The organism is Burkholderia sp. Ax-1724 (assembly GCF_011752995.1).
Classification (GTDB): Bacteria; Pseudomonadota; Gammaproteobacteria; order Burkholderiales; family Burkholderiaceae; genus Paraburkholderia.
In genome coordinates, this window is sequence record NZ_VWWL01000021.1 from 67,493 (window position 1) to 82,305 (window position 14,813).

The following is a 14,813-nucleotide window of genomic DNA, read 5'->3' on the forward strand; positions in this document are numbered from 1 at the left end:
ATGCTCCGCCATGCGAAGCAGCCGGCCGATCGGCCGGAGCGCTCGGCAGGCGCTCGCGAAACCGTGACTCGGAATGGGAGTGCCCCGGCTGCGCGACAAGGCGCGCAACCGGGGCCTGCTGTGAAGAATGGGGGGATCGCCCGGCGCCGGCACCGCAAGCCGGCGCCGGGCGGTTCACGCACGGCTCAAAAGTCCGCGTGCAGGCTGACGTAGGCGGCCAACGGCGCGCCGAGGTAAGCGCCGACCACGTTGGTGGCGATGTAGTAGCGCTGGTTGGTGACGTTGTCGATGTTCAGATCGATGCCCCAGTGATGCTCCGAGTAACCGAACTGCAGATTCTCGATCAGGGACGCGGGCGCCCAGTCGTAGCCGTTGGCATAACCGTTCGACATCCGGCTCATGTAATTGACGCCGGCACCCGCATGAAAGCCGGTTCTGCCGAAGAGGCTGAAGCGATACGTCGTCCACAGGTTCGCCATATAGGCGGGCACGCCCTGCGGGGCCGTGCCGACCGCACCCGGCGTATCGGGGCTATAGGTGATGCGCGCGTGCTCCGCGGTGAAATTCGCGTACACGTGCCAGTTGTCCGTGAGATCCGCGTCGAACGAGGCCTCGGCGCCGCGCGTGCGCTGCGAATCGAACGCGAGCTGGTCATTGCCGTACGGCGTCGCCACGTTGTCCCGCTTCACGTCGAACAACGCCGTGTTGAGCACGTAGCGCCCATCGTCGAACGACCACTTCACGCCCAGCTCGTATTGCAGCGCCGATTCCGGCGCGCCGATGGAAAACGCCGTGTTTTCCGAGTTGAAATTCGCGAGGTAGCTGCGCGATACGCCGAAATACGGCGTCATCCAGGGCGTGAGCTTGTACAGGATGCCGGCGTTCCAGCTGGTCGGCGCATCGTTGCGTGTATACGTATTACCCTGAACCAGCGTGATGCCGTCGTTGGCGGTGCGGTTCGGCTCGCCGGGGAGCGGATTCAGGCCTAGCGACGTATTAAACCAGTCCTTGCGCACACCCGCGCGAATCTTCAACTGGTCCGTCACGTCCACCTGATCGGTCGCGTAAAGGCTGTAGAAGTTCGCGGTCACATGGTCGTTCTGGCACGAGTGAGACGGCGCGCACAGGAACTTCAGGCTGGAGATAGACGTTTCCAGCGGCACCGGTGCGAAGATGTCGCCGATGTCGGGCAGGTCCGCCGTCGCCTTGGCGCTGTTGAGGTCCTGGTACAGGTATTCGAAGCCCGTCAGCAGCGTATGGTGGATGCTGCCCGTCGAGAACTTCCAGATCGGCTCCAACTGATAGTCGAGCGTGTTGAGCGAATCGTCCTCATCGCGCAACTGGCGGCCGGTGAACGTGTTGCCCTTGACCTTCGCGTGCGTGCTGTCGCCGTTGCTGTAGAAGTCCAGCGTATGGTGCATATACGACAGACGGTTGTTGATCGTCAGGTAGTCGCTGATGCGCCACTCGTCCGAGAGCGTGGCACGCAGATAGTTGCCGTGCGCATTCGCAAACGGCGTCGAGTATTTCGCGTCGAACGGCACATTGCGGATCGGCGCCCCTTTGTAGTAGATCATCCCGTATGAGTCGGGCGTTGCCATGTAGTCCTGTGCATCGAGCGAGAATTCGATCTTGTGGTCGCCGATTTTCCATTGCAGATCGGGACGGATTTCCTTGTTCCACGATGCCAGCGAACGGTAGCCGTCGGAGCGGCCGGCGGTAGCATCCAGGCGATAGTTCAGTCCGTCAATGCCGGTTGGGCCGGTAACGTAGCCACTGGCGTTGACCGTGCCGAACGAGCCGGCCTGAATGTCCCCACCCCAGTGGAACTGTGCCGAAGGCGTGTAGTGGATCAGGTTGATCGAGCCACCCGGCGGCCCGCTGCCGAGCAGCGCGGACCCCGGTCCCTTGAGCACTTCGATGCGCTCGACGCCCAGCAGGGAATGCGTCGGGCCATTGACCTGATCGCCGTCCGAGAAGCCGTCGTCATAGGTCTGCGCCTGCAGACCGCGAATCATGAAGTGGTCGGTAAAGCCCTTCGAATCGGTGCCGCCATAGTTCACGCCGGACACGTTGCCCTTGCGGATCGCGTCCTGCAACGACGTGACGCCCTGCTCGTCGAGAATCGCACGCGGAATGACCTCGACACTCATCGGCAGATCGCCGAGCGGGGTGCCGGTCTTGCTGACATTGACGGTCTGGTCGGGATCGTTGACGTTGTCGGAAGCATCCTCTGCTCGCGTTCCCGTAACGACGACGGTCCCCAATGTGGCGGGCACCTGAGTCTGTTGAGCGGCCGGAGGCGGACTCTCCTCGGCTTTCGCCGCCTTGGCGAGCCACAAAGTCGCACAGGCAACGGATACGGCTATGGCGATTCTGGAGGGCAAAGTTCTCATCAATTTCATGGCATTGCAAGGGTTTATAGATTTTATGCAGTGCAAATCAACGACTTGTGTCTTGCCCAGATGCGTTCACGCAGCGCTATCCGGGACACGTTGGCCGACGTCGACGATCGCCCGATAGAAGCCGTGCGCGCCGACACCCGGCCCATGATGCATCGGCGGGGCTTTGCCGCGGTGCGATCGCCTGCTTGATCGACGCCGAGGCAATTAGAAATATGAAGATCATGCGCGGAGCCGTTGCAGGAAGCTCGCCTCGTAACGGGCTCATGCTTCGGCTCGGTAACGGACCGACCACCTGGATCGGTTTGACTGAAAGTTGCGGGTTCAACAGAGAACTGTTCGGTTAGCTCTGATCGTGAAACTGCTTATGCTGTATGTGCCTGCCACGCAGAAAGGCCAATTTATCTTTCAAGCGTGTCAGAGACATGAACAAGGACACGGGGGCCAGGCGCCAAAAAGGGTTGGACCCGTAAAGCAAGGCGGGCCCGCCGGATGATCGGCGTGCTACCGCATGGAAGATTTATGCAACATGGATTACGAAAAAACAGTGGATCTTCGACATCACGCGTTTCCCGCAATACATTGCAAAATACTTTCAACCACCTTTTGCAGATTCCAGTGACACGCGTGCCGGACGAAGAACGGCTTCGCCAGTTCGTTCTTCGCGAAGATGGCGGCTGTTTCATTGCCACTATGCTGCCAATGTCCTGGGACCATCACACGGATTCTGCTTCGATACTTCGGACTTATCCTGCGCAAACAGATGGCGTTACTTCACGTTCATGCGAGGGTCAACCTGCACCTCGCCTTTCAAGAAATCATGCAAGTTTATAAACAGGTAGTTCACCCAATAAACCATCCGATCATGGATGACGATCAATGGCCCCGATCTCCGCCACCTGAACCCATGACACACCCTGCCCCAGCAGCTCTTTTCTATTCATATAAATAGACATCCGAAATAATTTAAAAAAGAAAGGAATCGTTCTGTATTTGTCATTCCCCATCTCGCAACAAATCGTTCATGAAATGCCGCTACGTTAGTTGTGACTGAGCGCGAGCTCGTCCAACAAGAGGTTTTCAACTCATTACGGAGGTGTTTCAGATGGCCATCGCAACTCCTCGCTCTGCTTTTCGTCCTACCATTCTCGCCCTTGCACTCGCCTGCGCCAGCGCGGGCGCCAGTGCCGATCCGTCTTTCGGCGGACCGGGCCTGCTGGTCGTCAGCCGCAGCGTCTACGACAATATGTCGAGCAACGTGCAGACCGGCACGATCCTGCCGCCCGGCTGCAAGAACACCCAGGTGGGCTGCCCGAGCGGCAACGGCGCCACGAACGACGGCACCTATCCCTATGTCTTCAACAACGCGCTCTACGATGGGAGCTTCGGCATCACGGCACGCATCTTTCTGGATGCCACCACGCCGGACGGCAAAGTCGTGAACTCGCTCGAAGTGCCGAACAGCCTGCATCCCGGCGACGGCCACGACCAGCTCGTGACGAGCTTCAGCTCCAAGTCCGAGCTTGGCCTGAACCTCTCCACGGACGGCCAGTATCTGACGTTCATGGGCTATGTCGCGCCCGTCGACGCCATCGACGTGTCGAACTCGAACACGCCGGGCGCAAACGATCCGACGAATCCGGTTGGCGAGGCGTTCTATCGCGCCGTTGCGCGCGTCGACCAGCAAGGGCATTTCACCTTCACCGAGACCAACGCGTATAGCGGCAACAACGGCCGCAACGCGATTCTCAACAACAACAATGCCAACGGCAATGGCGACGGCTTCTACTACACCGTCGGCAACGCGGGCAACGGTGCAAACCCACAGCCCGTGAACGTGATCCTTGGCGCGGGCTCGCAGTTCATCGAGGCGACGCATCAGCACGAGGCACAGCAAACGCCGGGCACGCCCACGCCGCTCGGCAGCTTTTCCGTCACGCAGCTGGGCGCCCCGGCCGACAAGGTCGGCAAGGACGACAACTTCCGCGGCCTGACCGTGTTCAACAACGTCGTGTACTTCACCAAGGGCAGCGGCGGCAACGGCGTGAATACGGTCTACTTCGTCGATACGACGGGCAACGCCTGCCCCTCGGGCGTGGGCGTGCCCGCACCGGGCGCGAAGCTGCCGACGCAGCCGCTCGCCTACAATCCGGCGACGGTCCAGGCGAGCGGCCTGCCAGACAATGTGTGCGTGCTAGCGGGTTTCCCCAAGACTCCTAACAAAACGGCGACCACGACGGCCTACCCGTTCGGCATCTGGTTCGCCAATGCCAACACGCTCTATGTCTCCGACGAAGGCGACGGTTACGCGGGCGGCACCGATCTCTACACGCACGCTGCGGCTCAGACCACCGCGGGCCTGCAAAAGTGGGTGTATAACGCCGGCACGAAGTCGTGGAAGCTCGCCTACACGCTGCAAAACGGCCTCGGTCTCGGCACGGCCGACACGGTGCCGGGCTACCCGAGCGGCTCGAACAGCGCGACCGGCCTGCCCTGGGCGCCCGCCACCGATGGCCTGCGCAATCTCACGGGTCATATCGACGGCGACGGCACGGTCACCCTCTGGGCCATTACCTCGACCGTGAGCGGCAGCGGCGATCAGGGCGCAGACCCGAACCATCTCGTCGCGATTCGCGACGTGCTGGGCAACACGACAGTGAGCGGCGCGGCGCAGGAGAGCTTCGTCACGCTGCGTAAGGCGAACTTCGGCGAGGTGCTGCGTGGCGTCTCGCTCGCGCCGGGCGCGCTCAACGGCCAGTGGTTCTGAGCACGAAGCAGTCTGAAGCAGCCTGAAGAAGTCGCGATGTAAGAGCGGCCGGGTGGCACGCCACCCGGCCGCTCTTATACATGATGAATGCGCCGCGAAAGATAACGACGGCTCGCTGCCACAATCGCCCTATCGGTCGCGGGCTGCAGCTTCGTACGTCCCGACTATGCCGCGAGCATCGCGACGGACACCACGGCTCAACGACATCGGCTCCGAAACTTTCGTGAGCGTTTCGTGAGCGGGCAACAGCCCGCAAAGATTTTCGAGGACACAGCCGCGGCACGTCCAGGATGAGACTGGATCACACCACTCATCGATCATCGTGATACCGCCGAAGCAATGGATCATTGTGCAGTTCGGGCAACGCCCAGACTCCGCACTTCGATATCGACGAAGCCAACACGCTTGTCAAGGAAGTCGTCCAGGCTATTTCCGCCACACCGTCATGACGCGAAGCGAGCTATGTGCCGGTCGCCGCTAATTGAATCGGTGCACCAGTTGCTCCGCATGCTCGACGGCAGCCTGGCCCTTCCCGGGGTCCTGATGAGAGCCGGGCATCGGCCGATCAGGCTCCAGGTCCATCGACGGGTCAAGGATGCTGGTGTTGGAATACAGGCAGGTCCAGTCGGGCACCTCGGGATTACCCGGATCATGCTCGCACATCCAGTTGATGCCGCATAGGCGGCAACTGTACCGTTGGACCAGTACGGGGCGGCGCTGTAATGGACGCAGTTTCCTCGGACTGTTCAATGCACGCAGTCCGTGGTGAGGCTGGGCCATTTCACTCGCTAGCATTCGCTGACACGCTTCGCAAGCCATCTTGGGTCGTGAAAACCGGTCGATTGAATGTTCAGGGAACGCAGATTAACACAGGAAAAAATTGTCGCCCAGCACCCATCTCGTAGCGGTGAAAATCCATTCTCACGAACTGCGAAGTATCGGCGGAAACGGTGTGCCCGATCGCGCCACGCACGACACGCTCCCGTTGCCGTTCATCCCTTGCCGAGCGGCGGCCGCGTGGGGAATCCGGCCATATTGCTCAGTTGCGCCAGTTCATTGGCCGCCTCGCGCAGCAGCACCGAGTACTCGTGAATCTTCTCGGCCGTCAGCCGCACTCTCGGCCCGGCCAGGCTGATGACGCCGACGCAGCGCGAGCCGCTCACCACCGGCGTCGCCACCGCCGACATGCGCGGCGCAAACACCTCGTCGATCATCGCATAGCCACGCACGCGCGCGGCGTGCAGGAAGCCGAGCAGCGCTTTTAGCGTCGTCGGCGCATGGGGGCCGAACTCGTTCGGCTGTCCGAAGCCCTGCTTGAGGACCAGCGCGACCGCCTGTTCGTCGGTCATCGTCATGAGCCATGCATGTCCGGTCGACGTGCACGAAAGCCGCGCGGCCTGGCCCATGTCGGGATCGTAGCGAAAACCCGTGCGCTGTCCGTCCGCTTTCCCGACCCAGATGATCGCCTCCCCGTCCACCAGCGAGAGCCGCGCGAGCTCGCCGGTCTGCGCGGCGACGCGCTCGATGATCGGCTGGGCGATATCCGCGATACCCGTGAGGCTCAGGAATTCGAGGCCATTCGAGGTCATGCGCATCGTCAGGATGTAGCGGCTGTGATCGACCAGTTGCCTGACATACCCGCCGTCGACGAGCTCCGCGAGCACGCGGTGGCACGTGCTGCGCGGCAAGGCCAGTGCATCGGCAATGGCCAGCAGACCCGCGCCTTCGCCTTGCGAAGCGAGGAAATCGAGAATTCTCAGGCCGTTTTTAAGCGACATCTCGCGCACTCTTCATGATGTGAAATGTAATTCCGGTGCGGAACGCCCCGCCTTTGCAGCGCAAACAATAGCACCAGTTCGTCGCCACATACGAACGCCCGACCATATCGAACATTGGGGAGACACCATGTCAGTTCTCGCTGACCCAGACATCGCCGCGCGTGAACGATCCGCGCACTCTCACTTGATGGCGCGTCGCGCCGTGGCGGGGGCCACCGTCGGCACCGCGCTGGAATGGTTCGACTTCGCGTTGTACGGCGCTGTCGCGGCCACGCTTTTTCCGCGGCTGTTTTTCCCGTCGCTCGACCCGACCGCCTCGCTGCTCGCGTCGCTGGCGAGCTTCTGGGCCGGGCTCGCCGCCCGCCCGCTCGGCGCGGTGATCTGCGGCATGCTCGGCGACCGCTGGGGCCGCCGCAACCTGATGCTGGTCACGGTCTCGGTGATGGGCGCGTCGTCGTTCCTGATGGGGCTGCTGCCCACTTACCAGCAGGTCGGCATCCTCGCGCCGACGCTGCTCGTCACGCTGCGCATCATCCAGGGTTTCGCGCTCGGCGGGGAATCGACGGGTGCGCAACTGATGGCGGTCGAGCATGCGTCTCCGACACGGCGCGGGCTGTATTCAGGTCTGCTTGGCATCTGCTCGCCGCTTAGCCAGATCCTCGCCAATCTCGCGCTGTTCATGCTGGCAAGCCTGCTGTCGACCGAAGACTTCGAATCCTGGGGATGGAGAGTCCCGTTCCTCGCGAGCTTCGTGCTTCTGCTGCTCGGCATCTATATCCGTATGAAGGTCAGCGAAACGCCGGCCTTCGAAGCGCTCAGAAAGAACGGCGGGCAGGCACGCGCCGCCAATCCGCTCGGCCTCGTCTGCCGCTTCCACTGGCGTACCGCGCTGCGCCTGACCTTGTTCTTCTGCGGTCCGGCAGCGCTGTTCTATCTGATCGTGGTCTTCTCGCTGAGCTATCTGACGAAGAACCTCGGCGTGCCGAAACAGACGGGCTTCATGCTTCTGATGGTCGCCAACGTCTGCGCGATCGTGGGCGCGCTGGCGGGCGGCTATCTGAGCGACCGGATCGGACGCAAACGCGCGCTGCTGATCGGTTCGTTCTGCACACTGGTCTGCTGCCTGATCTACTTTCCGATCCTCAACCACGGATCGATCGGCATGACGATGGCCGTGATGGGCGCCTTCCTCGGCTTCACGCAATTCCAGAGCGGCATCCAGCCGGTATGGTTCGCCGAGTCCTTTCCCACCGAGGCGCGCTACACCGGTTCCGCGCTATCGTACTCGGGAGCCAACCTGCTCACCGGCGGGCCGATGCCGATCGTTGCCGTGGCGCTGCTCAATGCGTTTCACGGTTCGCCGTGGGCCATCGTCGCGGTCTGCGGCTCGCTGAACCTGCTCTCCTTCCTCATGATCGCGGTATCGCGCGAAACCCGCGACACGGCCCTCGAACGCTCCACTACACATTGAAACCATGACTCGCAAGCTCTACATCCTGAACGGCTCCAACCTCAACATGCTCGGCATGAGGGAGCCTCAGCTTTACGGCAGCACCACGCTGAAGGACATCGAACGGAACTGCGCCGCGCTGGCCGACACGCTCGGGTTCGACTGCGTATTCCGTCAGACCAACAGCGAAAGCACGCTGATCGACTGGACCCAGGAAGCGTTCCTGCAGGATGCCGCGCTCATCATCAATCCGGCCGGCTTTTCGTTCGGGCGAATTCCAGTGCTCGACGCGGTCAAGCTGATTCGCCGGCCGGTGGTGGAAGTGCATATCACCAATATCCACCGCCGCTCCGAGGAATACCGCCACTCGACGATCTCGGTGGCGGCCACGGCCGTGATCTGCGGGGCGGGCGCCAACGGCTACCTGCTGGCGATCCGCGCCGTTGACGACCTGTGGGGCGAGCGGAGTTGATTCCGCTACAGCCAGCGCCAGATGCCCGCCGCCATACCGGCGAGCGGGATATGCGCCCAGGTCGCCGCTAACCAGACGACGAGGCCGCCCAACAGAGCGTGCAACCCGAATCCACCGAACCGCGCGCGGCCGGCGACGATAGCCGCGAACGGCAGATAGCTCGTTCTGGACTCCCAGGCGGGCCACTGATCGGGCTGGAGCCGCTCCTTCTTATGGTCCTGCAAGGCGGCGCCGACAAGCGCGAGAACGACGATGGCCGCCGCGACGATGATGCTTTTGGTCACGGGAAACACCGCGATGTGGCACAGCCCCCACAGCGCGAACGACCACATCATCGGGTGACGCGTCACCGCGTAAACGCCGAGTGCCGCTTCCGGGAACGAGCCGGGCCGGCCACCCGTGGGCAGCGCCGGGTTTCGGATCAGGGAGCCCATCAGAAGAATCGAAGCGATCAGCATGACCACGGTCACGATCGCCCAGAGCGTGTTGCCTGCTGGCCAGAGTGGCGCCGTCAGCGGTGCCTTTCGATAAGCGAGAATCAGCCAGCCGAACGTCAGGAGTGCAATCAGCGAATAGACGCCCTGGAAGCCCGCTTCGCCAATTGCGCCGACCAGGCGGCTGCGCAACGGATGGGACAATAGGAAATGGCTGCCGACGAAAACGACGGCAGCCGCCAGCACTGCATTGATGCTTCCCATGGGCTCGGCTCCTCAAGTGTCATGAGTTCGACTTCCAGTATGTCGATTGCCGTCTGAGTTGCCACGGATTGGTTGGAAATAGGTGGGCCGCTACAACTTCCCGGCAATTCGCGAAAAGCTGCTTGCCATATTACATGTCCTCGTACGGTTCGTTCTACCAATGCGCGGTTTGAGGAGATTGGCCACAAACCGCCGGCGGCGCTTTTCTGTCGGGTATTCGCGGGTGGCGGACGAGCGTCGGCTGGGAACAGGAGATCGTCCGCACCTCATGCCCATGGCGCTGACAAATCGCCTGCACACTGCCTCGCGAACACGCCTTCCGTTCCGACCCGCCCACATCGTTACCCGCGCGCGCCGACCACAACATCACACGGCAATCGGCTCCAGCCGCCCGAGCAGTTCATCTTTGCGCTCCCTGAGCCAGGGCGGCAACTGGAACTCCTCGCCGAAATGTCCGGGTTCTTCGTCGATGGCAAAGCCGATATCGGTTGTCGCCGCTTCGAAAATAACGCCGCCGGGCATCTTGAAGTACATCGAACGAAAGTAGTTCCGGTCGACCGATTCCGATGTGTCGATATAGCCGAGCCCCATCAGCTTCGTCTTGAGTGCATCCTGATCGTGCTTGCTGTCCACTGCGAACGCGACGTGATGAACCGTGCCTTCGCCATAGATCGTCGAACCCTGGTGACGATCCGGCTCGTGAAGAAATTCGACGACCATCCCGGGCCCGCCCGTATGCGTCTCGAAGCGATGGTAAGGCCCGGACTCTCCGACATAGCGAAAATCGAGAACCTCGCTCATGAACGGGATCGACTCCGACACCTCGCGCAGCGAGAGCGTAACGCTATGCACGCCGCGCACGGCAACGTCTTCCGGAATATCGTCGGTCGTGCAAGGCTGCCTCGTATCGGCGTCCGTCTCCACGAGATCGAACTCGATGCCACACGGATGCTGGAACCGTTGACGTTTTTCGCCGAAGCGCTCAGTCACCGCATCGTCGTGCGCCACGCCCATGGCGCTGAATCGTGCCCGCCAGAACCCGAGCGAATCGCGCGGCACCGAATAGTTGATGACCCGCACCTGTCCCGATCCGGCCCGGGCCTTGACGCCCTTCTGCCTGAACGGAAACGAGGTCACCAGGGTTCCCGGCTCGCCATCCGGATTGCCGTAGTACAGGTGATAGATCGGATCTTTCCCGTCGAACAATACCGTCTTCTTGACAAGCTTCTGCCCGAGAAGCTTCACATAGAAACTGACGTCCTCCTGCGCGCCGCCCACTCCCGCCGTCAGGTGATGAAATCCTTTGATCGCTACCATGATTGCCTCCTGCCTGAAATGGTTTCTCACATCCAATCGCGAAGATCGTGATTGATCCTGATTGGTCACCGAAAGCTTAGTCGGTACGTTTCGATTGAGAAAACATCGCCGGTTGAACGATAAGTTCGACGATGGCGAACGATCATGAAATAGCGCGCCGCGCACTGCCCGCGAGACCCGCCCTCTCGCGCCGCACGCAGTACACTGTGCCCCACCCGGCTCCGTGTGGAGCCGCAAGCGCGGCCGCAAACCATCAACAAGGCGAAAACAATGCTTGACCTGAAGGACGTCTACTTCTTTGTACAGGTTGCCGACCGTGGCGGATTCACCTCCGCCGGCGACATGCTCGGGGTCCAGAAGTCCACGCTGAGCCACCGCATCAAGGAACTCGAAGCTTTCCTGGGCGTTCGCCTGATCAACCGTACGTCAAGGCAGTTTTCCATGACCGAGGTCGGCGCGGAGTTCTATCAATACGCGGTTGCGCTGCTGCGTAGCGCGGAAGTCGCCGAAGAAGCCATGCGCCAGCGGCTCGCCGAGCCTAGCGGGGTCATCCGCATTACCGCCCCGATCGAAATTGCGCAATACATCCTGCGCGATGTGCTGCCGGCCTTCCTGCGCGCGCATCCGAAAGTGTCCATCCACGAAAACGCGACGGATCGCCTGGTCGACATCGTGGGCGAAGGCTACGATCTTGCGATTCGCGGACACGCTACGAGGCTTCAGGATTCCAATCTGATTCAACGGCCGCTGACGAGCGCGCCATGGTATCTGTTTGCCAGCCCCGAATACCTCGAACAGAACCCGCCACTCGAACGTCCCGAACAGCTCGAAGCGCACACGACGCTCTCGATCGCCCGCAAAGGTCCGTCGCAATGGCAACTCCAGGGGCCGAGCGGCGAACTCGTCACGGTCCCGATCGCGCCACGCTACCAGAGCAACAACCTGATTTCGCTCAAAGAGGCCGCGAGCACCAATCTCGGCATCGCGGCGCTGCCCGGCTATATCTGCCGCGCCGAACTGCAAGCCGGCACGCTCCGTCAGCTATTGCCCGGATGGATCGCCGCCGAAGCGCATATTTCCGCGCTGATCCCTTACCGCAAGGGACTGCTTCCGGCCGTACGATCACTCGTCGATTTCCTCGCGGCGGAACTGCCCAGAGTGATGGCTTTCGGCCAGGCATCGACTTCCTGAGCCCACACCGCCGCGCGCTTTCCGCATGACAGCGGCGCGACGTGCGCCGTTCACGCCACGTTCGATTTTTCTGGACGCTGCGTTCACGCAGCGCGTATTCCAGAACACGGCGCGATCCCCTATCCTGGTCTCCATCGGAACATGACAGACAACGTTCTCCCTGGAGCAGAATCGATGCAACGTCTCAACTGGCTTCCCCACGGTGCGATCTACTGGGGACGTGACATCCTCGCGGAATCGGCGGCGGCACTCGGACAGCACGGCATCGGACGGCCACTGGTTTTTACGGTCGAGCGTCTGCGGCCATTCTACGAACAGCATCTGTCCGCCCATCTCGAACAAGCCGTGGGCATCTTCGGCAAACTGCCGGCCCACGCCCCGGACACGGCCGTTCGACATGGCCTCGACGAAGCCGTGCGGCTCGGCGCCGATTCGATCGTCGCGCTCGGCGGCGGCTCCGTTCTCGACGCGGCCAAGGCCGCCTCGCACTTTCACCACGAGCGCACGGGGCGCTTTCTGCCGATTGCCGCTTTTCCCACCACCTTGTCGGGAGCAGAGTTTTCGCACTATTTCGGCGTCACGGAAACTCATGGTGCGGAGCCGTTCAAGCGAAGCTACGCGGTCCGCGATACGGTGCCCAAAGTCGTGGCGCTCGATCCGAGGCTGCTATTGAATACGCCTCGCGAGCTCCTGCTGACTTCGGCGATCAAGGGAATCGACCATGCCGTCGAAGGCATGCGGGAAGTCGATGTGGCGCATCCGCATGCGGTGCTGGCGTCAGCGGGCGTCGAGCGATTTTTCTCGGTGCTCGAAAAGTGGCCGCACGGGCTCGAGACCCGCGACGCCCTGGAGCAGGGCCTCATTACGCTCGACGATCTGCTGCAACTCCAGCTCGCTGCGTGGCAATGTTATTTCTTCCCCGCATCGGTCCTCTATGGTCTGAGCCACCGCATCGGGCACATCCTCGGGGGTACGTTCGGCCTGCCGCATAGCGCGACTTCGTGCATCACGCTGGCGCCGGTATTGCGCGCCAGCACGGACCGCTACGGCGACAAACTGCGGATCTTTTGCGCCGGTGCCCCGCACAAAGAAGCCGCGTTTCTGCTGGCCGACAGGATATCGGCATGCGTCGAACGGCTCGGTTTGCCATCGAGGCTGAGAGACCTCCGTTTCGATCAAGCTCATCTCGTCAAGGTTGCCGAACTGCTCCTGAAGAACTATCCGACCGAAGTCGGCGACCTGAACGATCACAGCCGGGCCGCACTCGAAACGTTTCTGGAGCATCTATGGTAACGAGTCACAATGCGATGGTCTCCGACGAGACGACCCGCGCGCCGGGTTTGCGTGACGCGCTCACCGCGCTACGCAGTGCACGCGCGACCTCCCGCGAGCTGACGGAGTCGGCGCTCGAACGTGCGGAGTACAGCAGGAAGCAGTTCAATGCGTTCTCGGTGATCGATTGGGATCACGCCTTGCGCGCGGCTTCCGAGAGCGATCGACGCTATGCCGCGGGCCAGCCGAGGCCGCTCGAAGGCGTGCCGATCGCGGTCAAGGATCTGATCGACACTCGCGGTATCGAAACACGTTATGGTTCGCCGGCTTATCTGGGCCATATTCCCGACGCCGACGCCGATATCGTCAGGACACTCGTGGAAAAAGGCGCGATCGTCATCGGCAAAACGACCACCCACGAGTTTGCCTGGGGCGTCACGACATCGAGCACGGCATTCGGCGATACCCTGAATCCGCTGGACACGCATCGCATACCCGGCGGATCGAGCGGCGGCGCGGCAGCGGCGATCGCGGCCGGCGCCGTGGCGGCAGGACTGGGCACCGACACGGGCGGCTCGGTCCGGATACCCGCAGCACTCTGCGGAGTCGCAGGCTTCAAACCGACTTTGGGCAAGCTGTCGACGCGCGGCATTTTTCCGCTTGCTCCGAGCGTCGATCATCCGGGCTTCCTTGGCCGCAATGTCGACGACATTCTGATCCTGGCCGGCGCCAGCAACATCGACATCTGCGAAAGCGATGCATGGCTCTCCGCGCGGCTCGGCGTTATCGATTCCATTCCGCCGGTGCCGCTCAGCGCGGAAGTCGCCACGGCATTCGAGCATGCGGTGGGCAAACTCAGCGGCGTATTCGCGATGGAGCACGTCGAGACGAAGACACTCTTCGACGGCGTGTACGATTCGTTCGCCACCATCGTGCTGACCGAAGGCAGTATCGAACACCTGCGACGAAACCCGTTGTCCCGCATTGCTGCCGGCTATGGCGCGGAGACCCAGGAGCGGCTCGCGATGGCGCAGGACAGGACGATTCGCGGCTACGCGGACGCGCAGCAGACGAGGCATGCATTCATTCAACGGCTACACGCGGCTCTCGCGACAGTCGATTATCTGCTCCTGCCGACCTGTCCGTGCGTGGCACCGTTGACGGGCATGCAGACCCTGTCCATAGGCGCCTGGTCGGGGACCGTGCGGCAAGCGCTCATGAATTACACGGCGCCGTTCAACGTGTCGGGCTTTCCCGCGATCTCCATTCCGCTTGCATCGCCCACGGATTCGCTGCCCGTTGCCATGCAGATCGTGGCAAGGCCAGGCGACGATGGCGCGCTTCTGAAAGTCGCGAGCGAGGTCGAGTGCATTTTTGGGGGTGTTCGATAGGTGACTTGACAACGTAGGCGGTCGCGGCAAGCCTTGGCTAACAAGAAGAAGCGTGGATGTGCCGGTTCAGGGTAG

The 14,813-nt window shown here is 62.0% G+C and carries 10 protein-coding genes; 6 read left to right on the forward strand and 4 right to left on the reverse strand.

Annotation, left to right across the window (positions count from 1 at the left end):
* Positions 1–185: 185 nt before the first annotated feature.
* Positions 186–2,279, reverse strand: coding sequence for a TonB-dependent receptor (locus tag F3J19_RS23865; RefSeq protein ID WP_345891062.1), 2,094 nt, complete (start codon positions 2,277–2,279; stop codon positions 186–188).
* A 1,228-nt stretch (positions 2,280–3,507) separates the two neighbouring features.
* Here F3J19_RS23865 and F3J19_RS23870 point away from each other — a divergent pair.
* Positions 3,508–5,169 carry a hypothetical protein gene (locus tag F3J19_RS23870; protein ID WP_167046993.1) on the forward strand — a complete coding sequence of 554 codons (1,662 nt, stop codon included), beginning with the start codon at positions 3,508–3,510 and terminating at the stop codon, positions 5,167–5,169.
* A gap of 992 nt (positions 5,170–6,161) precedes the next feature.
* On the opposite strand, the gene F3J19_RS23875 is transcribed toward F3J19_RS23870, so the two are convergent.
* Complete coding sequence (locus tag F3J19_RS23875) at positions 6,162–6,947, reverse strand: IclR family transcriptional regulator (protein WP_167046996.1); 786 nt, start codon at positions 6,945–6,947, stop codon at positions 6,162–6,164.
* A gap of 187 nt (positions 6,948–7,134) precedes the next feature.
* Here F3J19_RS23875 and F3J19_RS23880 point away from each other — a divergent pair, with 187 nt between their 5' ends.
* Together F3J19_RS23880 and F3J19_RS23885 are read left to right on the forward strand one after the other, a co-directional pair.
* A complete protein-coding gene (locus tag F3J19_RS23880; protein ID WP_167047215.1) occupies positions 7,135–8,418 on the forward strand; it encodes an MFS transporter in 1,284 nt (427 codons plus the stop codon).
* A 4-nt stretch (positions 8,419–8,422) separates the two neighbouring features.
* The gene (locus tag F3J19_RS23885; protein WP_167046999.1) at positions 8,423–8,869 is read left to right on the forward strand and encodes a type II 3-dehydroquinate dehydratase; all 447 of its coding nucleotides are present in this window, start codon (positions 8,423–8,425) and stop codon (positions 8,867–8,869) included.
* A gap of 5 nt (positions 8,870–8,874) precedes the next feature.
* Here the strand turns inward: F3J19_RS23885 and F3J19_RS23890 are convergent, their stop codons facing one another.
* Together F3J19_RS23890 and F3J19_RS23895 are read right to left on the reverse strand one after the other, a co-directional pair.
* The gene (locus F3J19_RS23890; protein ID WP_167047001.1) at positions 8,875–9,567 is read right to left on the reverse strand and encodes an NnrU family protein; all 693 of its coding nucleotides are present in this window, start codon (positions 9,565–9,567) and stop codon (positions 8,875–8,877) included.
* Between the two features lie 366 nt (positions 9,568–9,933).
* Complete coding sequence (locus F3J19_RS23895; RefSeq protein WP_167047218.1) at positions 9,934–10,884, reverse strand: ring-cleaving dioxygenase; 951 nt, start codon at positions 10,882–10,884, stop codon at positions 9,934–9,936.
* Positions 10,885–11,154: 270 nt separating this feature from the next.
* Here F3J19_RS23895 and F3J19_RS23900 point away from each other — a divergent pair, with 270 nt between their 5' ends.
* The 3 genes from F3J19_RS23900 to F3J19_RS23910 all read left to right on the forward strand — a co-directional run bounded on the left by F3J19_RS23900 (position 11,155) and on the right by F3J19_RS23910 (position 14,738).
* On the forward strand, positions 11,155–12,075 hold the full coding sequence (locus F3J19_RS23900; protein WP_167047004.1) for a LysR substrate-binding domain-containing protein: 921 nt from the start codon (positions 11,155–11,157) through the stop codon (positions 12,073–12,075).
* 174 nt (positions 12,076–12,249) lie between these two features.
* A complete protein-coding gene (locus F3J19_RS23905; RefSeq protein WP_167047007.1) occupies positions 12,250–13,368 on the forward strand; it encodes an iron-containing alcohol dehydrogenase in 1,119 nt (372 codons plus the stop codon).
* On the forward strand, positions 13,362–14,738 hold the full coding sequence (locus F3J19_RS23910; RefSeq protein WP_240159193.1) for an amidase: 1,377 nt from the start codon (positions 13,362–13,364) through the stop codon (positions 14,736–14,738). The genes F3J19_RS23905 and F3J19_RS23910 overlap by 7 nt, the downstream gene beginning before the upstream one ends.
* Positions 14,739–14,813: the final 75 nt, after the last annotated feature.

Coding starts and splice junctions, on each gene's coding strand:
- F3J19_RS23870 (WP_167046993.1), top strand. CDS start 3,508: ATGGCCATCGCAACTCCTCGCTCTGCTTTTCGTCCTACCATTCTCGCC.
- F3J19_RS23875 (WP_167046996.1), bottom strand. CDS start 6,947: ATGTCGCTTAAAAACGGCCTGAGAATTCTCGATTTCCTCGCTTCGCAA.
- F3J19_RS23880 (WP_167047215.1), top strand. CDS start 7,135: ATGGCGCGTCGCGCCGTGGCGGGGGCCACCGTCGGCACCGCGCTGGAA.
- F3J19_RS23885 (WP_167046999.1), top strand. CDS start 8,423: ATGACTCGCAAGCTCTACATCCTGAACGGCTCCAACCTCAACATGCTC.
- F3J19_RS23890 (WP_167047001.1), bottom strand. CDS start 9,567: ATGGGAAGCATCAATGCAGTGCTGGCGGCTGCCGTCGTTTTCGTCGGC.
- F3J19_RS23895 (WP_167047218.1), bottom strand. CDS start 10,884: ATGGTAGCGATCAAAGGATTTCATCACCTGACGGCGGGAGTGGGCGGC.
- F3J19_RS23900 (WP_167047004.1), top strand. CDS start 11,155: ATGCTTGACCTGAAGGACGTCTACTTCTTTGTACAGGTTGCCGACCGT.
- F3J19_RS23905 (WP_167047007.1), top strand. CDS start 12,250: ATGCAACGTCTCAACTGGCTTCCCCACGGTGCGATCTACTGGGGACGT.
- F3J19_RS23910 (WP_240159193.1), top strand. CDS start 13,362: ATGGTAACGAGTCACAATGCGATGGTCTCCGACGAGACGACCCGCGCG.